This is a genomic window from Brevirhabdus pacifica (assembly GCF_002797755.1).
GTDB classification, from domain to species: domain Bacteria; phylum Pseudomonadota; class Alphaproteobacteria; order Rhodobacterales; family Rhodobacteraceae; genus Brevirhabdus; species Brevirhabdus pacifica.
The window spans coordinates 189,447-208,393 of sequence record NZ_PGFI01000013.1 but is presented as its reverse complement, the minus strand read 5'-3'; the positions used below and the strand labels follow the sequence as shown (position 1 = coordinate 208,393).

The window sequence follows — 18,947 nt, the reverse complement described above, 5'->3', positions numbered from 1 at the left end:
CGATATCGGGGAATGCCATGACGCTGTCCATCCTGCTCACCGCCGCGATCTTTCTCGGCTCGGGTTACTTCCATTACTGGGCGATGCGCAGCTCGATGGATGGGGTGAATCGGCTGTCGATCGGGCACGGGGGCAAGCTGGTGCTGGCGCTGGGCCTGATGGGGCTGGCCCACGCGGCCGAGGCCGGGTTCTACGCCGCCGGCTTCTTCTACGGCCGCGAGCTGGGCTTGGGCGGGTTTAAGCCCGAGGATCCCCAGAACTTCATGGACATCTATTACTTCTCGATCGTGAACTACACGTCGCTTGGCCTTGGCGACATCTATCCCAGCGATCATTTGCGGCTGATGGCGGGGGTTGAGGCGCTGAACGGCTTTCTGCTGATCAGCTGCTCGGCCTCGTTCCTCTTCCTTCAAATCCAGCGCGGGATGAAGACCGAGGAGGGGTGAAGACCCCGGCGCTCTACCAAGTCAGCCGCACTACCATGTCAGCCCCGGGCGATATCGGCCTCGATCTCGGCGCGGCTTTTGCGCGCCCGTTCGGTCGCGGATTTCAGCTGGCCGCAGGCGGCCATGATATCCTCGCCGCGCGGGGTGCGGATCGGGCTGGCGTAGCCGGCCTTGTAGATGATGTCGGCAAAGGCCTTGATCCGCTTCCAATCCGATCGCTGGTAGGGCGAGCCGGGCCATTCGTTGAAGGGGATCAGGTTGATCTTGGCCGGGATCCCCTCGATCAGGCGGATCAGGCGGCGGGCATCCTCGTCGCTGTCGTTCACGTCCTTCAGCATCACGTATTCAAAGGTGATACGTTCGGAGTTGGAGGCCTTGGGATATTCCTTCAGGGCCTTTAGCAGCTTCTCGATGTTCCACTTGCGGTTGATCGGCACCAGCTTGTCGCGCACCTCGTCGGTGGTGGCGTGGAAGCTGATCGCCAGCATGCAGCCGATCTCGGCGGCGGTGCGGGCGATCTCGGGGACGACGCCGCTGGTCGACAGGGTGATGCGCCGGCGCGACAGGCTGATCCCCTCGGGGTCCATCGCGATCTTCATCGCGTCGCGGACGTTGTCGAAATTGTAAAGCGGCTCGCCCATGCCCATCAGCACGACGTTGGACAAAAGGCGCGTTTCGTTCTTGGGGGCACCCTGGACGGGCCATTCGCCCAGATCGTCGCGGGCGACAAGGATCTGGCCGACGATCTCGCCGGCGGTCAGGTTGCGCACCAGTTTCTGGGTGCCGGTATGGCAGAACGAGCATGTCAGGGTGCAGCCGACCTGACTGGAGACGCAGAGCGTGCCGCGATCGGTCTCGGGGATATAGACCACCTCGACCTCGTGGCCGCCGGCGATCCGCACCAGATACTTGCGGGTGCCGTCGGTCGAGACATTGCGCGACACCACCTCGGGGACGGCGATCACGAAGTTCTCGGCCAGCAGGGTGCGGTAGGGCTTGGCGAGGTTGGTCATCGCCTCGAAGTCGCGGACACCCTTTTCATAGATCCACTGCCAGACCTGCCCGGTGCGCATCTTGACCTGGCGCTCGGGCGTGCCGGCGGCGCGCAGGGCTTCGGCCAGGCCGTCGCGGGTCAGGCCGACAAGGTTGGTCGGCCCCTCCGGCAGCTTGCGCGGGATGGTCATGACGTCCTGGGTCACGGGTGCAGTCGCCCCGGAGGGGCGCGGCCCGGCTGACTCCCCGGAGGGGCGCGACGCATCAACCGCCCCGGAGGGGCGGGTTGCATCGCTCGCGCGGGGGGCGCCATCGCTGTCGGGCCCCGGGGTGCCAATGTCTGCACGGGTGTCGGTCATGGTCTGATCTCCGTCGGATTGGCCCCGCATATAGGAAGATTGGGGGGAAATAAACAGCCCCGCCGCCGCGTCGCGGCGCGGCGGCACCCGCAAAAGGGCCCCGCCGGCGTGTTGCAGCCAATCCCTTGCTAGCGCAGCAGCGCGTCGATCTGCCGATGCAGCATCTTCTCGCCGAAGGGCTTGGTCAGCAGGCCGGCGCGGGCAAAGCCGCTCAGCTCCGGCAGATCATGCTGACCGGTGGCAAAGAGGATCGCGATGTCGGGATTGATCTCGACCGCCCGCTGCGCAACCTCGAGGCCGGACATGTCCGGCAGGCCCAAATCCACCAGCAACAGGTCGGCGCCGTCCCGGTCCAGGATGCGGATCGCATCGCGGCCGTTGTTCGCCATTTCGACCTTGGCGCCCCGGGTCGCCGACATTTCGGCAAGGTCCAGGCAGATCAGCGCGTCGTCCTCGCAGACAAGGATGCGCATCCCGGACTGGCTTTCCTCGGGGTTGGCCTGGGCCTGGTCCTCGGAGGGGCCTTTGCCCGTCGGGGACCACGGGGCGGCACCGTTGCCCGATTCGCGGCCCGCGGAGTGATCCGAAGGCGGGGACGCGGCTGGTGCCCCATCGGCGCCGTCGAGCATCTCGCGCAGCTTGGCCGCCAGGGTCTCGCGGCTGTAGGGCTTGCTGAGAAGCTGCACCCCTTCCTCCAGCCGGCCGTCGTGCAGCATCGCGTCGCGCGTGTAGCCCGAGCTGAACAGCACGGGCAGGCCGGGGCGCACCTTCAGCGCGTGGGCCGCAAGTTCGCGGCTGGTCAGACGGCCGGGCATCACGACATCGGTCAGAATCAGGTCGATATGGGCGTCGCTGTCGACGATCACGAGCCCCTCGTCGGCATCCTGCGCCTCAAGCACCCGGTACCCGAGGTCGTGCAGTTGCGAGAGGACGGTTGCGCGCACGATCTCGTCATCCTCGACCAGCAGGATGGTCTCGTGGCCGCCACGGGCGCCGGTGCGGATGACGGCGGGCGCCGACTCCAGTGCGGGCCGCACGGTCCGGGGCAGGTAGATGCGCACCACGGCGCCCGATCCCGGCGGGCTTTCCAGCCGCATGTGGCCGCCCGACTGGGTCGTGAAGCCGTAGACCATCGGCAGGCCAAGGCCGGTGCCCCGCCCGTCGGACTTGGTCGAGAAGAAGGGCTCTATCGCGCGTTCGATCACGTCAGCACTCATGCCCGGACCGGTGTCGGACACCGTCAGCATCACGTGTTCGCCCGCCGCCGCATCGGTGTGGGTGCGGGCATATTCCTCGTCGAGACGGACGTTGGATGCCTCAATGGTCAGCCGGCCCATGCCCTCCATGGCGTCGCGGGCGTTGACCGCCAGGTTCAACAGGGCGTTTTCCATGCTGGCCGGATCGACCAGCGTGTTCCAGAGGTCAGGCGCCGATTCCAGGCGCAGCTCGATCCCGGCGCCCAGGGCGCTGCGGAGGATGGGCTGACTTTCCTCGATCAGCGCGCCGAGGTCGACGGGACGCGGGCTGAGGGGCTGGCGACGGCTGAAGGACAGAAGCTGCGAGGCAAGGCGTGCGCCGCGCCCGACCGCCGTCATGGCCTGTTCGATGCGCCGATGTTCGGCCGATCCCTCGGCCATGTCCTTCGACGCCAGCTCGAGGCTGCCGGTGATGGCCTGAAGCAGGTTGTTGAAATCATGCGCGACGCCGCCGGCAAGGGTGCCGATCGCTTCCATCTTCTGGCTTTGGCGCAGCGCGGCGTGGACGGCCTCCAGCTCCTTGTTACGGGCCTGCACCCGTTCTTCCAGCGTGGCGTTGAGATCGGCCAGCGCGGCCTCGGCGAGCTTGCGGTCGTGGATGTCGGTGTTGGTGCCGACCCAGCGGACGATCCTGCCCGAAGGATCCTGCACCACTGCGGCGCGGACCAGGTGCCAACGGAAGCTGCCGTCGGCCACTTTCAGACGCAGCTCGGCCTCGAAATCGCGGGTGGCGGCGATGGTGCGGTCCCAAGCGGCGATGACCTCGGCGCTTTCGTCAGGATGCAGCAGTTGCCGCCAGCCGTCGCCAAAGAGCGTGCCCTGGGCGTGGCCGGTCACCTCGTAGAACCGGTCGCTCAACCAGTCGAGCTGCCCGTCGGGCAGGGCGGTCCAGACCGGGCTGGGCATCGATTGGGCCATGGTGCGGAACCGCTCCTCGGCCTCGGCCAGGGCGCGTTCGGCCAGGACCTTGCTGGTGACATCGTGGCCTTGGGTGAAGATGCCGATGACCTTGCCCGTGCGGTCGCGCAGGGGCTGGTAGACGAAATCGGCATAGACCCGGGTCTGTGCGCCCCCGCGCTCGGTCAGGATGGCCTCGGCCCCGTTCAGGCCGATCGGCTTGCCGGTCTCGTAGACCTTGTCCAGAAGCTCGAAGAACCCCTGGTCGGCAAGTTCGGGCAGGGCCTCCCGCACGCCCAGGCCCACCAGCTCTCGCTGGCCGCAAAGGTCGGAATAGGCCTCGTTGACGATCTTGAAAGCATGCTCTTGGCCGGTGGTGACGGCCATGAAGCCGGGAGCCTGATCGAAGATGGTCTGGAAGAACTGGGTCGCGTTGCCCAGTTCGAGGTTGCGGATCGAGACCTCCTCGGCGCGGCGGAGGAGGTCGCTTTTCGGCCCGACCTCGCCCGAGCCGGCGGATTTGATCTCGTCATAGAGGTCGGTGACGTCGTTGGTGTTCTGCAACACGTAGGCCACCTTGCCATCGGCGCCGCGGATCGGGGCGTGGCTGGCGCTCCAGTAGCGGGTGACAAGCGTGCCGTCGGCGTTCTGGATCGGGTAGGGGATCAACGGAAGGTGATCGGTGATGCCGGTGTCGAAGGCGCGGGCCAGCGACTGGCGCAGCATCTGGTCCGAGACGCTGTCGGGCTCGGCGGGGAATTCCTCGGTCATGATGCGACCGATGAGCTGTTCGCGGGTGCGGCCCGTGACGGTCATGTAGGCCTGGTTGGCCCAGAGCATCCGCAGATCGCGATCCACAAGCACATAGGGGCTTGAGACCGCCGCGAAGACGGACTCCAGATCTAGGTCAGACATCATCCCTCCGGGTTGGGTGTCCAGTCGCCAAATAGATCGCGGGGCGCGCCTGTCCAACGGGGAGAGCCGCAAAATTTTCGGCACGCTGGCGATGGCGCACGGGACGGCAATGTCGTCCGCGCGCCTCCTTGCTTGCCTGTCTGGAAGGGCGCGTCAAGCCCCCGCGCGGGGCGTCCATCGGTCGCCGGGGCCCGATCAGGGCCTCCGGTTCAACCCCCGGTTTATCCCCCGGACGAACGCCGGGGGCTTGTCCCGTGTCAGCCGTTGGCGCCGGACTTGCACCGCTTCTCGGCGTCTTCCAGCGCCGCGGTGAAGCCCAGAAGCGAGAACGAATCGCGTGTCTTGGTTCCGCGACCCGACACCGCCGTCAGCACCGCCTGGGAGCCGCGCTTCATCGAGCTGATGATCTTGCTGTCCTCTGCGGCCGAGGGGGGCCATGCGGTTTCATCCTCGGACGAGGTGAACATCTCGAATGTGTCGTCGCCGATCTGAAGCGAGACGGTCGAGCCGTCGGCGAAGGGGTATCCCCCCCGGAAGGAAACTTCGCCGGCCACGTTGGCCTCGGGGCGGAAGCTGACGAACAGGCGGATGTCGCCGCGCCGCACAGCCACGACCCGGCCATCGCGGGTGTTGACGGTTTCCTTCGGCGCCGAGACGATCCAGCATTCCGCCGGGTCCTTCTCGACGAAGACGCTCCAGTCGGTCTTGGCCGCCACGCGGTTCGACGATTCCTGCGCCACGACCGGTGCCGCGGTGGACAGGGCGGTGGCGGCTGCCAGAACGGATGCTGCCAGCATTGCGCGTGTTTTCGTTACGGATGTTGACATGTTGTGTTACAGCCTCCAGCTGCTATTGCCTCGTTCGACCGCGGGACCCGCTCTTGAGGAAGGTCTTATTTGCGGTTCTATTTCAACCCGACGGCGGGACAATAACGCGAAGGCCCCGATCTTGGGAACCCCGTTGGCATGATTCCGCCCAACCCTGAATGGAGAACCGCTTATGACCGCCCTGAAGCCCCTTTCGACGACATCGCCGGCGCTCCTGTGCGAAGTGATCCGCGGCGATTTCGTGGAAAGCCTGCATGCCGGTCACGCGGTGATCTGCGATGCCGAGGGGCAGGTGGTGCGGGTCTGGGGTGATGCGGACGTGCAGGTCTTCCCGCGCTCCTCGTGCAAGATGCTTCAGGCGCTGCCGCTGCTGGAAAGCGGCGCGGCCGATGCCGCCGGGCTGAACGACGAGGCGCTGGCGCTGGCCTGTGCGTCGCACAATGGCGCCCATATCCATACCGACCGGGTCGGCGCCTGGCTGAAGGACCTGGGGATGGGCGACGACGACCTGCGCTGTGGCCCCCAGCGCCCCGACGACCGCGAGGCGCGGCACGAGATGATCCGCACGGGCGCCAGCCCCTGCCAGGTGCACAACAACTGCTCGGGAAAGCACGCAGGTTTTCTGACCCTGAACCGGCATCTGGGCGGCGGGACCGAGTATCACGAACCCGACCACCCGGTGCAGCGCGCCGTGCGCGAGGCCTTCGAGGAAGAGACCGGCGAGACCTCTCCCGGCTATGGCATCGACGGCTGCTCGGCGCCCAATTTCGCGACCTCGCTGGGCGGGCTGGCGCGGGCGATGGCGAAGTTTGCCGCGCCCGACGAAAGCTCGGTCCGGGGCGTGGCGCAGCAACGGCTTTACGAGGCGATGGTCACCCATCCCGCGCTGGTCGCCGGCGAGGGTCGGGCCTGCACCGGGCTGATGCGAGCGGCCAAGGGGCGGGCCGCGGTCAAGACCGGGGCCGAGGGCGTCTTTGTCGCCATCCTGCCTGAACAGGGGCTGGGCGTGGCGCTGAAGGTCAACGATGGCACGACCCGCGCCTCGGAAGCCGCGATCGCGGCGATCCTGGTCGGGCTGGGCGTGCTGGAGGAGAATGATCCCGAGGTGCAGCGCCTGGCAAACGCGCCGCTGATCAACCGCCGGGGGATGACCGTGGGGTCCGTGCGCGCCGCCCAAGCGCTGCGCACGGGTTGGTAAGGGGACCCGGAGGGCGGGTCCGCGGGGCAGGCGGGGGAAGGACCTGGTCCTGACCGTCCCCTGCGCGCCCCGCAAACTCGCCCGATCCGGGTGCCCGGCTCCGCGTCTTACTCGACGTCGAAGGTCAGGGGCGCGACCGACTGGAACTTGCCAGTCGCACGGATCTGATCAAGCACGTCCTCGCCAATCGCATCATCGACATAAAGCAGCGCGATCGCCTGCCCGTCGTGACGTCCGAGGGTGAAGTTGGCGATGTTGACGCCATTCTCGCCCAGGGTCTGGCCCAGAACGCCGATGATGCCCGGCACGTCCATGTTGGTGGTGTAGAGCATGTGGCGCCCGATCTCGGCGTCGACGTTGATGCCCTTGATCTGGATGAACCGCGGCTTGCCGTCCGAGAAGACCGTGCCCGCGATCGACCGCTCGCGCTTGGAGGTGCGGACCGTCAGCTTCATGTAGGCATCGAAGACGCCCGACTTGTTCTGGGTGGTCTTCGAGACGGTGATCCCGCGCTCCTCGGCCACGACGGGGGCCGAGACCATGTTCACGTCGGGGTTCGACGCTTTCATGATACCCGCGACGGCGGCACAGTTCAGCGCGGCCAGGTTCATCTCGGCGACAGCGCCGTCATAAAGGATGTTGATCGCCTCGATCGGCTCGTCGGTCATCTGGCCGGCGAAGGCGCCCAGATGCTCGGCCAGCTTGATCCAGGGGCCCATGACGGCGGCCTCCTCGGCGGTGACCGACGGCATGTTCAGCGCGTTGGTGACAGCGCCCGACAGCAGGTAGTCGGACATCTGCTCGGCGACCTGAAGCGCAACGTTCTCCTGCGCCTCGGTGGTGGCGGCACCCAGATGCGGGGTGACGACCACGTTGGGCAGGTTGAAGAGCGGGCTGTCGGTCGCGGGCTCGGTCTCGAACACGTCGAAGGCGGCACCGGCGACGCGGCCATCGGTCAGGGCCTCGGCCAGCGCGGCCTCGTCCACCAGACCGCCACGGGCGCAGTTGATGATCCGCACGCCCGGCTTCAGCTTGGCGATGTTCTCACGCGACAGGATGTTACGGGTCTTGTCGGTCAGCGGCACGTGCAGGGTGATGAAGTCGGCACGTTTCAACAGCTCGTCCAGCTCGACCTTTTCCACGCCCATCTTGTCGGCCCGCTCCTGGGACAGGAAGGGATCGTAGGCCACGACCTTCATCTTCAGGCCGTGCGCCCGCTCGATCACGATCGAACCGATGTTGCCGGCGCCGATGACGCCCAGCGTCTTCGAGGTCAGCTCGACCCCCATGAAGCGGCTCTTTTCCCACTTGCCGGCGTGGGTCGAGGTGCTGGCCTCGGGGATCTGGCGGGCCACGGCGAACATCATCGCGATGGCATGCTCGGCCGTGGTGATCGAGTTGCCGAAGGGCGTGTTCATCACGATCACGCCCTTGCGGCTGGCGGCGGGGATGTCGACGTTGTCGACGCCGATGCCGGCCCGGCCGATGACCTTGAGGTTGGTCGCGGCCGCCAGCACCTTGTCGCTGACCTTGGTGGCCGAGCGGATCGCCAGACCGTCATACTGGCCGATCACCTCAAGCAGGCGATCCTTGTCCTTGCCCAGCGCGGGGTCGAAATCGACCTCGATGCCACGGTCGCGGAAGATCTGAACAGCGGTTTCCGAAAGCTTGTCGGAGACGAGTACCTTGGGTGCCATCTGAGAGGCTCCTTGAAAAAAGAAGGGTCAGGCGGGCGCGGAATGCGCCCTGCACGGGGGATTTTGGTGGGGGCGGATCGCTGTCCGCCCCGAAGGGGGATCAGCCGCGCTGGGCGTCGATCTCGGCGTTGAAGGCCCAGTCCAGCCACGGAAGCATCGCTTGAATGTCCGAGGTTTCGACCGTGCTGCCGCACCAGATCCGCAGACCGGCGGGGGCATCGCGATAGGCGCCCACGTCCAGCGCCACGCCCTCACCCTCAAGCCGCTTGGCAACAGCCTTGGCGAACGCCGCGCCATCGGTGATGCGCGCATCGGTGAACTTCAGGCAGACGCTGGTGGTCGAACGCGTCGCCGGATCCTCGGCCAGATTCTCGATCCAGTCGTGTGCGGCGACGAAATCGGCCACGGCACCGGCATTGGCGTCGGCGCGGGCGATCAGCCCCTTCAGGCCCCCGACCGATCGTGCCCAGTCCAGCGCCAGCAGGTAATCCTCGACGCACAGCATCGAGGGGGTGTTGATCGTCTCGCCCTTGAAGATGCCTTCGATTAGCTTGCCGCCCTTGGTCAGGCGGAAGATCTTGGGAAGCGGGCGGTCGGGGGTGTAGCTTTCCAGCCGCTCGACCGCGCGGGGGCTGAGGATCAGCATGCCGTGCGCCGCCTCGCCGCCCAGCACCTTCTGCCAAGAGAAGGTGGTGACATCCAGCTTGTCCCAGGGCAGGTCCATCGCGAAGGCCGCCGAGGTTGCGTCGCAGATGGTCAGGCCATCGCGGTCGGCGGGGATGGCCTGACCATCAGGCATCCGCACGCCCGATGTGGTGCCGTTCCACGTGAAGACCACGTCGCGGTCGTAATCCAGCGCGTTCATGTCGACGATCTGGCCGTAAGGCGCCTCATGGACGCGGGCGTCCAGCTTCAGCTGCTTGACGGCGTCGGTGACCCAGCCGGCCCCGAAGCTTTCCCAGGCGACCATCTCGACCGGGCGCTGGCCCAGCATCGACCACATGGCCATCTCGACCGCGCCGGTGTCCGAGGCGGGCACGATGCCGATGCGGTAATCTGCGGGAATGCCCAGGATCTCGCGGGTGTCCTCGATCGCCTTCAGAAGGCGTTCCTTGCCCACGGCGGCGCGATGCGACCGACCCAACGGGGCGTCGCGCAACTTGTCCAGTGTCCATGCGGGGGGTTTGGCACAGGGGCCAGAAGAAAAGCGCGGATTTGCCGGCCGCGCGGCCGGTTTGGTGTCATCCAACATTTGGATATCCTTCCAGATATTCGCCCTTCGTTGGGGAAGGGTGTCCCACTGACCGAAGTAGCGGCATCCGCACCCTTTCGCAACTGCGAAATGGTCGCTATGACGCGGCATCGGGGTCCTATGCCTTCACGATTGCGCGCGTCCGACATCCGCGCGCCGCTGGTCCGGGGCCCTCATGTCCCTGTTGCGAAAGGTATTCCGGCCATGTTCACCGTCTCGCTGCTGACCGACCCTGCCGGCGCCCCGCTGGATCCCGCGCTGGTCGAGGCGCTGCGCAACGCTTGGGGCGGCGGCGATGTCCTGTGGCTGAACCCCCGCTGCGCGGCCGAGTTCGGACTGGCCCACGCGCCGCAGGATTTCGAGCGTCACTGGGCCGAGCTTCAGTCGATGAAGACGGACCTTGCCATCCAGCCCACCGCGAACCGCGAAAAGCGCCTGCTGATCGCCGACATGGACAGCACGATGATCCGGCAGGAATGCATCGACGAGTTGGCGGACATGGCCGGCGTCGGTGCCCATGTGGCCGACATCACCGCCCGCGCCATGAACGGAGAGCTCGATTTCGAAGAGGCCCTGCGCGAGCGTGTCGGCCTTTTGAAAGGGCTGGACCGGGCGGTGATTGGGCAGGTCCTGCGCGAGCGGATCACTTTGATGCCCGGCGGCGCCACCTTGCTGGCGACGATGGCCGCGCGTGGACACCATTCGATCCTGGTTTCGGGCGGGTTCACCGATTTCGCCGCCGAGATCGCCCGCCAGCTTGGCTTTGCCGAGCATCGCGCCAACGTCCTGCTGGCCGAGGACGAGACCCTCTCGGGCCTTGTGCAAGAGCCGATTCTGGGCCGCGAGGCCAAGGTCACGGCCCTGCAAGAGACCGCCGCCAAGCTGGGCCTGACGCCCGACGATGCCATCGCCGTCGGCGACGGCGCCAACGATCTGGGGATGCTGCAACTGGCCGGAACCGGCGTTGCCCTGCACGCCAAGCCGGCCGTCGCGGCCCAGGCCAAGGTTCGCATCAACCATGGCGATCTATCTGCGCTGCTCTACTTGCAGGGCTACGCCAGCGACACCCATGTGACGGCGTAAAAACCGGCCCTTTCACAGGGAATTCACGGGAAAGGAACGTGCATGCAAACCTATGCCATCGGTGACATCCACGGCCAGTTGGACGCCCTGCGTGCCGCCCACGACCGGATCGAGGACGACCGTCAGCGCCACGGCGATGCAGACGCGCCGGTGATCCACATGGGCGATCTGACCGACCGGGGCCCCGACAGCCGGGGCGTGCTGGATCACCTCATCTCTGGCATCGCGGCGGGACAGCCGTGGCAGGTTGTGAAGGGCAACCATGACCGCATGTTCGCGGGCTTCATGGCCGATGCCGATTACCGCGATGCGGGCCTGCGCGAGGGACGCTGGTGGACCCATCCCCGGGTGGGGGGCGATGCGACCATGGCCTCCTACGGGGTGATGGACACGACCGAGCGGGACCGCCGCGAGATTCACCGCGAGGCGCTGGCCGCCGTCGACCCGGCCCATCCAGAGTTCCTGCGCACACTACCAACCCATCTTGTCCGCGACGGCCTGCTGTTCGTGCACGCCGGCATCCGGCCCGGCATCCTGCTGGAGCAACAATCCGAGGATGACCTGCTGTGGATCCGCGATGATTTCCATGTTGATACGCGCGACCATGGAGCGTTGATCATCCACGGCCATACGCCGGTGGACCAGCCGACCCATTACGGCAACCGCGTGAACATCGACACCGGGGCGGGTCACGGCCACCCGCTGACCGCCGTGGTGTGCGAGGGCACGACCGTCTACGTGCTGACGGACGAGGGCCGGAAAGAGCTGCGGCCCGCCGGGTAAGGGCAGGCCGCAAATCCGTCAAAAGCCCAATATCAGAGCCTGTTTTCGCCTAGATACGCTCGATCGCAAGGGCGATGCCCTGGCCGCCGCCGATGCACATGGTGATCAGCGCCCGGCGCCCGCCGGTCCGCTCAAGCTCGTGCAAGGCCTTGACGGTGATGATCGCGCCGGTTGCGCCCACCGGGTGGCCAAGGGCGATGGCGCCGCCGTTGGGGTTCACCTTGTCGGGGTCGAAACCCAGCTTGCCCGAGACTGCCAGCGCCTGGGCGGCAAAAGCCTCGTTCGATTCGATGACGTCGAAATCCTCGGCCTTCAGGCCGGTCCGCTCCAGCAGCCGCTCGACCGCGGGAACCGGGCCGATGCCCATCACCTCGGGGCGCACCCCTGCGTGGGCATAGCCAAGCACGCGGGCACGGGGCTTGAGGCCGGCCGCCTCGGCCGCGTCGGCGCGGGCCAGGACGACCGCCGCGGCCCCGTCGTTGATCCCCGAGGCGTTGCCGGCGGTCACGGTGCCGTCCTTCTGGAAGACCGCGCGCAGTTTGGCGAGAGCGGCGGCATCTGTCGCCTTGGGATGCTCGTCGGTGGCGAACTCGACGGTCTCGCGGCCGCGCCGCACTTCGACGGGAACGATCTGGTCGGTGAACCGGCCCTCGCTGATGGCCCGGGCGGCGCGCGCCTGGCTTTCCAGTGCGAAGGCGTCCTGATCCTCGCGGGTGATCTTGTGCTCGGCGGCGACATTCTCGGCGGTGACGCCCATGTGGCCGGTGCCGAAGGGACAGTTGAGCGCGCCCAGCATCATGTCCTGGCCGCCCATATCGCCCATCTTCTGGCCCCAGCGGGCATTGGGCAGGATGTAAGGTGCGCGCGACATGTTCTCGGAGCCGCCGGCAAGGCCGAATTCGGCATCGCCCAGCATCAGCGACTGGATCACCGAGACGATGGCCTGCACGCCTGAGCCGCAGAGCCGGTTCACGTTCATTGCCGGCACCGTGTCGGGCACGCCCGCCCCCATGGCCGCGACGCGCGACAGGTACATGTCGCGGGGCTCGGTGTTGATGACATGGCCGAAGACGACATGACCGATGCGCCCCGGTTCCACCCCGGCGCGGTCCAGCGCGGCGGTCGAGACCGTGGTCGCCAACTCGATCGGCGGCGTCCCCGCCAGCGAGCCGCCGAAGGTACCGATCGCGGTGCGCGCGCCACTCAGAATCACGATGTCGTTCACGATAGTTCTCCCCTAAACGGGCGCCACCGGGGGCGCTTTCACCCCCCTTTTAGGGGGCAACGGGGGCGGGCAAAAGCCCGTGCGCGGATTGCCGTGGCGGCGCGCGCCCGCAGCACGTGCGGCCCCGCCGGTCAGGGAGATGTCAGGACAGGGACCCGCCGTGTCACGGGCCCTGCCGATTGCCGCTTATTTTGCAGGTGCGGGAACACTCGCGCCGGGCTGGTAGAGCGGCACGGTCGAGATCGAGGTTTTGGCCGAACCGTTGGTCAGTTCGCGCGCATGGGCGAGGTAGATCAGGGTCTGGTTGGCCTCGTCGAAGATCCGCTTGATTCGCAGCGATTTCAGGACGATCGAGCGACGCTCGCGGAAGACCTCTTCGCCACCCTCGCTGCGGTCGATATCGCCCATCTTGATCGGGCCGGTCTGACGGCAGGCGATCGAGGCGTTGGAGGGATCCTCGAACCAGTTGCCCTTGCTCAGCCGGTCGATCAGGCTGCGGTCGAAATAGGCGATGTGACAGGTCACGCCCTCGACCTTGGGGTCGCGGATCGCTTCGATCAGGATGTCGTTGCCGACCCAGTCGACACCGACCTCGCCCACCTGTTCGGCACTGAGGGGCAGGGCTGCGAGAAGGGCGGGGAGTAGAAAACCGAGAAGGCGCATGGATCGTCCTTGAATTCTGGGGTGCCGCATTCGCGGCCCCGGGGGGTGGGCGCCCCGGTTCTGGGGCGGCGACTTCGGGCCGCTCGGGCGGGTAACGTGCGAAGGCAGGGCGAGGTTCCGCCTTTGCGTTGACAGTCGCCCCGGGCGGGGACAGGGTCGCCCCGGCCCGCGGCCGTCGTGGCCGCATCCAAGGAGACGGGACATGAAAGCACTGGTCAAGACCGAACCCGGCCCGGGGCTGACCCTGACCGAGGTTCCCAAGCCCGCGCCCGGCCCCGACGATGTGCTGATCCGGGTGCGCAAGACCGGGGTCTGCGGCACCGACATGCATATCTGGAACTGGGACGAGTGGGCGGCGCGCACCGTGCCCACGCCCCTCGTCACCGGACACGAATTCGCCGGCGAGATTGTCGAGTTGGGGCGGAACGTGACGGACCTGAAAGTCGGGCAGCGCTGCTCTGGCGAGGGGCATCTGATCGGTCATAGCTCGCGCCAGGCGCGTTCGGGGCGGTTCCACCTCGATCCCGAGACGCGGGGCGTCGGGGTCAACGCGCCCGGCGCCTTCGCCGAATACATGGTGCTGCCGGCCTTCAACGTGATTCCGCTACCCGACGCCATCGACGACGAGATCGGTGCGATTCTCGATCCGCTGGGCAACGCGGTGCACACTGCCCTCTCCTTCGATCTGGTGGGCGAGGACGTGCTGATCACCGGCGCGGGGCCCATCGGCATCATGGCAGCCGCCGTCGCCCGCCATGTGGGTGCGCGCCACGTGGTCATCACCGACCTCAGCGAGGAGCGTCTGGCCCTCGCGGCCCGGGTCGCCGACGTGGTCACCGTCAACCCCGCCCGGGAGGACCTGCGCGATGTCGCCGCCCGGCTGAAGCTGGTGCAGGGGTTCGACGTAGGCCTCGAGATGTCGGGCAGCCAGGCGGCGCTGGACCAGATGGTCGAGGCGCTGATCATGGGCGGGCGCATCGCCCTGCTTGGTATCCCGCCCGGCAAGTCGCCGGTGGACTGGTCGCGGATCGTCTTCAAGGCGCTGACGATCAAGGGCGTCTACGGCCGCGAGATCTTCGAGACCTGGTACAAGATGATCGCGATGCTGGAAAACGGCCTCGGCGTGCGAGAGGTCATCACCCACCGCATGCCCGCCGACCAGTTCGAAAGGGCCTTCGAGATCATGGGTGGCGGCAGTTCGGGCAAGGTGGTGCTGGACTGGGGCTGAACGGCGGGTAGGCCCGGGGGAGGTCAGCCGCTCCGGGCCGCTCCCTTAACGGCCGCCTGGCCGCAGTCCAGCGGGCGCAGCACCTCGGCCACGGTCCGGCGCAGCCATTGATGCGCCGGGGTGCGGTCGCTGCGCCGGTGCCACACCATCGCCAGCACGGCGGGCCCGACCGTGATCGGCGGCAGGTAGATCTCCAGCGGGAGGAATTCCGCGACGCGCCGCGCCATCGGCTCGGGCACCAGCGCCACCAGATCGCTTTGCGAAACCGCGCGGCACACCCCCCAGAAGAAGGGCATCGTCATCACCACCCGGCGGCTGCGGCCGATCCGTTCCAGCGCCACGTCGGTGAGGCCGCTGAACCGCCCCCGGGGCGAGGTCAGCACGTGGTTCAGCCCGCAGAAAAGATCAAGCGGCACCGTCGCGCCGGGCGCCGTCCCGGCCGCCTTCATCGCGGCATTGTCCCGGCGGGCGATCATCACGAAATGCGCCGTGAACACGGTTTGCTGGCACAGCCAGTCCGGGATCTCGACCCGGGGCAGCAGGACCACGTCGGCCTCTTCCCGCTCCAGCACCCGCAGGTCGTCGTCGGGCGCGATGTCGACCAGCTGCACCCGCAGGCCAGGGGCCTCGTCGGCAAGGCGGCGGGCCAGTTCGGGCATCAGCATCTCGGCAAAGAAATCCATGCCCGAGATGCGGAAGTCCCGCCGCTCGGCACGCGGATCGAACTGACCCGGGGGATCCAGAAGCTGCTCCAGCCCCGACAGCGCCTCGTGGAGGGGCGTGGCGAGGGAGCGGGCGAAATCGGTGGGGACCAGACCCTGGCCCCGCCGCAGGAAAAGCGGATCGCCCAGCGCGTGGCGCAGGCGCGAGAGCGCGGCCGAAACGGCGGGCTGCGACAGGCCGATGCGACGCGCGGCGCCCACGGTCGAGCCTTCGTGCAGAAGGGCGTCGAGCACGCGCAGAAGGTTGAGGTCGAAGGCCGATAAATTCATGGGTCAAATTTCCTGACCCCAATCTATCGCAGATGGTGATTCCGGCCAAACCCTCCCCGGATCCGGCCTGGCCCGGTGCGCGTTCAGCCGGCCTCGGCCGGGGTTTCGCGCACGAAGACCGGGCGATCGGAATCCGACATCGCGGCCTCGTGCCGGTAGCCGCCGTAATCGAAATCCAGCACCCCCTCGGCGTCGGTAACCCGCTGGTCGATGATGAAACGGGCCATGGCGCCCCGGGCCTTCTTGGCGAAGAAGCTGACGATCTTTTCCTTGCCGTCCTTGCGCTCGAGGAACACCGGCGAGATCACCCGCAGGCCCAGCGACTTCTCGTCGACCGCGCCGAAATATTCCTGCGAGGCGCAGTTCACCAACGTGTCGGTGCCCAGGGCGCGGGCGTCCTCTTTCAGGCTGCGGGCAAGGTCCTTGCGCCAGAAATCGTAAAGCGTCCCCCCCCGGCGGCTGCGCAGGGCGCTGCCCATCTCCAGGCGGTAGGGCTGGATCGCGTCGAGCGGGCGCAGCGCGCCGTAAAGCCCAGACAGGATGCGCAGGTGATCCTGCGCCCAGGCCAGCCCCTCGGGATCGAGGCTGGGGGCATCCAGACCGGTGTAGGTGTCGCCGGCAAATGCCAGAACCGCGGGGCGGGTCGCCCGGGGGTCGGGCTCGGCCGCGAAGTCGCGGAAGCGGTCGCGGTTCAGGCGGGCCAGATCCTCGCTGATGTCCATCAGCGCGCGCAACTCCTTGATGTTCAGCTGTCGCGCGTGACCGGCAAGGCGCGCGGCCTCGCGGTCGAATCTTGGTTGGGTGGTCTCCAGGTCGGCACCCCGGTCCCAGTCCAGCCGCTTGGCCGGCGAAATTACGACCAGCATCCGGCCCTCCGCATCTTGTTCGGTTGCGGGCAACCTAGCAGGCGCGCCGCCGGGGTCCAGACCCCACAGGCCGCGCTAGGCCGCGCGCGGGCGGACATTATGCCTAGGGGGCGGGGACAGCCTCAAACAGCCTCGATCAATTCCAGGAAAGCTCCACCGAACCGTTCGGCCCGACGCTCACCCAGAATGCGGGCAATGCCGGCGGCGTCGCGGGGGCGATGCTCTGCCAAACGCGCGAGCTGCGCGGCCGAACAGCTCATGGGCTTGTCCAGCCCGTCGGGGCCGCGCGCCAGATCGGCCTGGACCTCCAGCAGCCGGTCGTAAAGCTCACCCGCGCCGGTGCCCGCCATGCGGCGGCGGCGGGGGTGCTGTTCGTCGGGGGCCTCGCCCCGGATAATGGTCAGGAAGGCGTCGCCGTACCGCTCCAGCTTCTTGGCGCCGACCCCGGTGATGCCGGTCATCGCGTCGCGATCGAGGGGGCGCTTCTCGGCCATCTCGATCAGGGTTCGGTCGTTGAAGATGACATAGGCCGGCACGCCCGCCTGTTCGGCGAGGGCACGGCGCTTGGCCTTCAGCGCCGACAGCAGCGGCGCGTCCTCCTCGTTCACCAGGCCCTTGACGGCGGGGCGGCTGCGGCTGGCGGCCGTCAGGCTTTCGCGGCGCAGCTCGATCCCGGCCTCGCCCTTCAGGAGGGGCCGGGCGGCATGGGTCATGCGCAGGGCGCCGTGACGCTCGGGGTCGGGGCGCATCAGGTCGCGGCCCATCATCTGCCGGAAGATCGCCTGCCACTGGCGGCGGTCGAACTCGCGCCCGACGCCGAAGGTTGGCAGGGCGTCGTGGCCGCGCTGACGGACCTTCTCGGTGGCGTTGCCGGTCAGGATGTCGATCAGGTGGCCGGCACCGAAATACTCGCCCGTCCTCAGCGCCGCCGAAAGCGCCTTGCGGACAGCCTCGGTCCCGTCGAACACCTCGGGCGGGGTAGCGCAGAGGTCGCAGTTGCCGCAAGGCTCCGCCGCCTCCCCGAAGTAATCCAGCAGGACGGTGCGGCGACAGCGCAGCGCCTCGGCCAGGCCCAGCAGCGCGTTCAGCCGCCCGTGGTCGGCCGCCTTGCGTTCGGGCGGGGCGACGCTTTCGTCGATCTGGCTGCGGCGCAGGCGAATGTCGTCGGGCCCGAAAAGGGTCAGCGTCTCGGCCGGGGCGCCGTCGCGCCCGGCGCGGCCGATTTCCTGGTAATAGGCCTCGATCGACTTGGGCAGGTCGGCGTGTGCGACCCAGCGGATGTCTGGTTTGTCGATGCCCATGCCGAAGGCGACGGTGGCCACGACGATCAGCCCGTCTTCCTGCTGGAAGCGGCGTTCGACCTGGCGGCGATCCTCGGGATCCATGCCGCCGTGGTAGTAGCAGGCACTGTGCCCGGCATCGGCCAAGGCTTTCGACAGGGTCTCGGTCTTGGCGCGGGTGCCGCAATAGACGATGCCCGACTGTCCCTTTCGGGCAGCCGCGAAATCCAGGATCTGCCGGCGCGGGCCGTCCTTGGCCTGAAACGCCAGGTGGATGTTCGGCCGGTCGAACCCGCGCAGGAAGATCTCGGGCATCTCGGCGCCGAAGAGGCGGCGGACGATCTCGTCGCGGGTCTCGGCGTCGGCGGTGGCGGTGAAGGCGGCCAGCGGCACGTCGAGGGCGCGCTTCAGCTCGCCGATGCGCAGGTAGTCGGGGCGGAAGTCATGGCCCCACTGGCTTACGCAATGGGCCTCGTCCACGGCGATCAGGCCACAGCCGATCCGCTGCAAAAGCGCGTGCGTCCCCCCCGAGGCCAGCCGTTCCGGCGCCATGTAGAGGAGTTTCAGCCGCCCCTCGTCAAGGGCGCGGAACACCTCGTCATTCTCTTCGTCGGTGTTGCCGGACGTCAGTGCGCCGGCCTCGACCCCGGCCTCGCGCAGGGCGCGGACCTGGTCGCGCATCAGCGCGATCAGCGGCGAGATGACGACGGTGACGCCGCCCCGGCAGAGGGCAGGAAGTTGGAAACACAGGGATTTGCCGCCGCCGGTGGGCATGATCGCCAGGGTGTTGCGGCCGGCGCGGACGGCCTCGACCACCTCTTCCTGGCCGGGGCGGAACGCGTCGAACCCGAAGACCGAGGATAGAATCGCCCCGGTATCGGGCGGGGGTGTGGATCCGTCCATGACCTGCTTTTGCCTGTTGGTGCTGCTCTGAGGTTCAGGATTTCACACTAAGGAATCCTGAACAAGGGCAAGCCGGGGCGATCG

Annotated in this window: 15 protein-coding genes; 5 read left to right on the top strand and 10 right to left on the bottom strand. The window is 67.6% G+C overall.

From position 1 onward, the window contains the following. Positions 1–17: 17 nt before the first annotated feature. Positions 18–446, top strand: coding sequence for an ion channel (locus CLV77_RS12800; RefSeq protein ID WP_076979953.1), 429 nt, complete (start codon positions 18–20; stop codon positions 444–446). Positions 447–484: 38 nt separating this feature from the next. Here the strand turns inward: CLV77_RS12800 and rlmN are convergent, their stop codons facing one another. The 3 genes from rlmN to CLV77_RS12785 all read right to left on the bottom strand — a co-directional run bounded on the left by rlmN (position 485) and on the right by CLV77_RS12785 (position 5,663). Then, entirely contained in the window at positions 485–1,630 is a 1,146-nt protein-coding gene (rlmN, locus tag CLV77_RS12795) for a dual-specificity RNA methyltransferase RlmN (protein WP_076979954.1), read from the bottom strand. Between the two features lie 296 nt (positions 1,631–1,926). Beyond that, the gene (locus CLV77_RS12790) at positions 1,927–4,866 is read right to left on the bottom strand and encodes a hybrid sensor histidine kinase/response regulator (RefSeq protein WP_076979955.1); all 2,940 of its coding nucleotides are present in this window, start codon (positions 4,864–4,866) and stop codon (positions 1,927–1,929) included. Between the two features lie 257 nt (positions 4,867–5,123). Beyond that, positions 5,124–5,663: an invasion associated locus B family protein gene (locus CLV77_RS12785; RefSeq protein ID WP_076979956.1), complete on the bottom strand. Its 540-nt coding sequence runs from the start codon at positions 5,661–5,663 to the stop codon at positions 5,124–5,126. A 202-nt stretch (positions 5,664–5,865) separates the two neighbouring features. Here CLV77_RS12785 and CLV77_RS12780 point away from each other — a divergent pair, with 202 nt between their 5' ends. Next, entirely contained in the window at positions 5,866–6,891 is a 1,026-nt protein-coding gene (locus tag CLV77_RS12780; protein ID WP_076979957.1) for an asparaginase, read from the top strand. Positions 6,892–6,998: 107 nt separating this feature from the next. On the opposite strand, the gene serA is transcribed toward CLV77_RS12780, so the two are convergent. Beyond that, positions 6,999–8,588, bottom strand: a complete 1,590-nt coding sequence (serA, locus tag CLV77_RS12775; RefSeq protein ID WP_076979958.1) for a phosphoglycerate dehydrogenase — start codon at positions 8,586–8,588, stop codon at positions 6,999–7,001. A gap of 100 nt (positions 8,589–8,688) precedes the next feature. Then, positions 8,689–9,840, bottom strand: a complete 1,152-nt coding sequence (locus tag CLV77_RS12770; protein WP_076979959.1) for a phosphoserine transaminase — start codon at positions 9,838–9,840, stop codon at positions 8,689–8,691. 204 nt (positions 9,841–10,044) lie between these two features. On the opposite strand from CLV77_RS12770, the gene serB reads away from it, so the two are divergent. Next, entirely contained in the window at positions 10,045–10,923 is an 879-nt protein-coding gene (gene serB, locus CLV77_RS12765) for a phosphoserine phosphatase SerB (RefSeq protein ID WP_076979960.1), read from the top strand. A gap of 42 nt (positions 10,924–10,965) precedes the next feature. Then, the gene (locus CLV77_RS12760; protein ID WP_076979961.1) at positions 10,966–11,706 is read left to right on the top strand and encodes a metallophosphoesterase; all 741 of its coding nucleotides are present in this window, start codon (positions 10,966–10,968) and stop codon (positions 11,704–11,706) included. Positions 11,707–11,755: 49 nt separating this feature from the next. On the opposite strand, the gene CLV77_RS12755 is transcribed toward CLV77_RS12760, so the two are convergent. After that, complete coding sequence (locus tag CLV77_RS12755) at positions 11,756–12,931, bottom strand: acetyl-CoA C-acyltransferase family protein (RefSeq protein WP_076979962.1); 1,176 nt, start codon at positions 12,929–12,931, stop codon at positions 11,756–11,758. 186 nt (positions 12,932–13,117) lie between these two features. Next, a complete protein-coding gene (locus CLV77_RS12750) occupies positions 13,118–13,594 on the bottom strand; it encodes a CreA family protein (RefSeq protein ID WP_076979963.1) in 477 nt (158 codons plus the stop codon). Positions 13,595–13,796: 202 nt separating this feature from the next. On the opposite strand from CLV77_RS12750, the gene tdh reads away from it, so the two are divergent. Then, a complete protein-coding gene (tdh, locus tag CLV77_RS12745) occupies positions 13,797–14,822 on the top strand; it encodes an L-threonine 3-dehydrogenase (RefSeq protein ID WP_076979964.1) in 1,026 nt (341 codons plus the stop codon). 23 nt (positions 14,823–14,845) lie between these two features. Here the strand turns inward: tdh and CLV77_RS12740 are convergent, their stop codons facing one another. The 3 genes from CLV77_RS12740 to recQ all read right to left on the bottom strand — a co-directional run bounded on the left by CLV77_RS12740 (position 14,846) and on the right by recQ (position 18,863). Beyond that, positions 14,846–15,814 (bottom strand): LysR family transcriptional regulator, encoded by a 969-nt coding sequence (locus CLV77_RS12740; protein ID WP_076979965.1) that lies wholly within the window; start codon positions 15,812–15,814, stop codon positions 14,846–14,848. Positions 15,815–15,897: 83 nt separating this feature from the next. Beyond that, the gene (yaaA, locus tag CLV77_RS12735; protein WP_076979966.1) at positions 15,898–16,680 is read right to left on the bottom strand and encodes a peroxide stress protein YaaA; all 783 of its coding nucleotides are present in this window, start codon (positions 16,678–16,680) and stop codon (positions 15,898–15,900) included. A gap of 122 nt (positions 16,681–16,802) precedes the next feature. Beyond that, positions 16,803–18,863 (bottom strand): DNA helicase RecQ, encoded by a 2,061-nt coding sequence (gene recQ, locus CLV77_RS12730; protein WP_076979967.1) that lies wholly within the window; start codon positions 18,861–18,863, stop codon positions 16,803–16,805. Positions 18,864–18,947: the final 84 nt, after the last annotated feature.

Coding starts and splice junctions, on each gene's coding strand:
- CLV77_RS12750 (WP_076979963.1), bottom strand. CDS start 13,594: ATGCGCCTTCTCGGTTTTCTACTCCCCGCCCTTCTCGCAGCCCTGCCC.
- CLV77_RS12785 (WP_076979956.1), bottom strand. CDS start 5,663: ATGCTGGCAGCATCCGTTCTGGCAGCCGCCACCGCCCTGTCCACCGCG.
- CLV77_RS12780 (WP_076979957.1), top strand. CDS start 5,866: ATGACCGCCCTGAAGCCCCTTTCGACGACATCGCCGGCGCTCCTGTGC.
- recQ (WP_076979967.1), bottom strand. CDS start 18,863: ATGGACGGATCCACACCCCCGCCCGATACCGGGGCGATTCTATCCTCG.
- serA (WP_076979958.1), bottom strand. CDS start 8,588: ATGGCACCCAAGGTACTCGTCTCCGACAAGCTTTCGGAAACCGCTGTT.
- yaaA (WP_076979966.1), bottom strand. CDS start 16,680: ATGCTGGTCGTAATTTCGCCGGCCAAGCGGCTGGACTGGGACCGGGGT.
- CLV77_RS12770 (WP_076979959.1), bottom strand. CDS start 9,840: ATGTTGGATGACACCAAACCGGCCGCGCGGCCGGCAAATCCGCGCTTT.
- CLV77_RS12740 (WP_076979965.1), bottom strand. CDS start 15,814: ATGAATTTATCGGCCTTCGACCTCAACCTTCTGCGCGTGCTCGACGCC.
- serB (WP_076979960.1), top strand. CDS start 10,045: ATGTTCACCGTCTCGCTGCTGACCGACCCTGCCGGCGCCCCGCTGGAT.
- tdh (WP_076979964.1), top strand. CDS start 13,797: ATGAAAGCACTGGTCAAGACCGAACCCGGCCCGGGGCTGACCCTGACC.
- CLV77_RS12760 (WP_076979961.1), top strand. CDS start 10,966: ATGCAAACCTATGCCATCGGTGACATCCACGGCCAGTTGGACGCCCTG.
- rlmN (WP_076979954.1), bottom strand. CDS start 1,630: ATGACCATCCCGCGCAAGCTGCCGGAGGGGCCGACCAACCTTGTCGGC.
- CLV77_RS12790 (WP_076979955.1), bottom strand. CDS start 4,866: ATGTCTGACCTAGATCTGGAGTCCGTCTTCGCGGCGGTCTCAAGCCCC.
- CLV77_RS12800 (WP_076979953.1), top strand. CDS start 18: ATGACGCTGTCCATCCTGCTCACCGCCGCGATCTTTCTCGGCTCGGGT.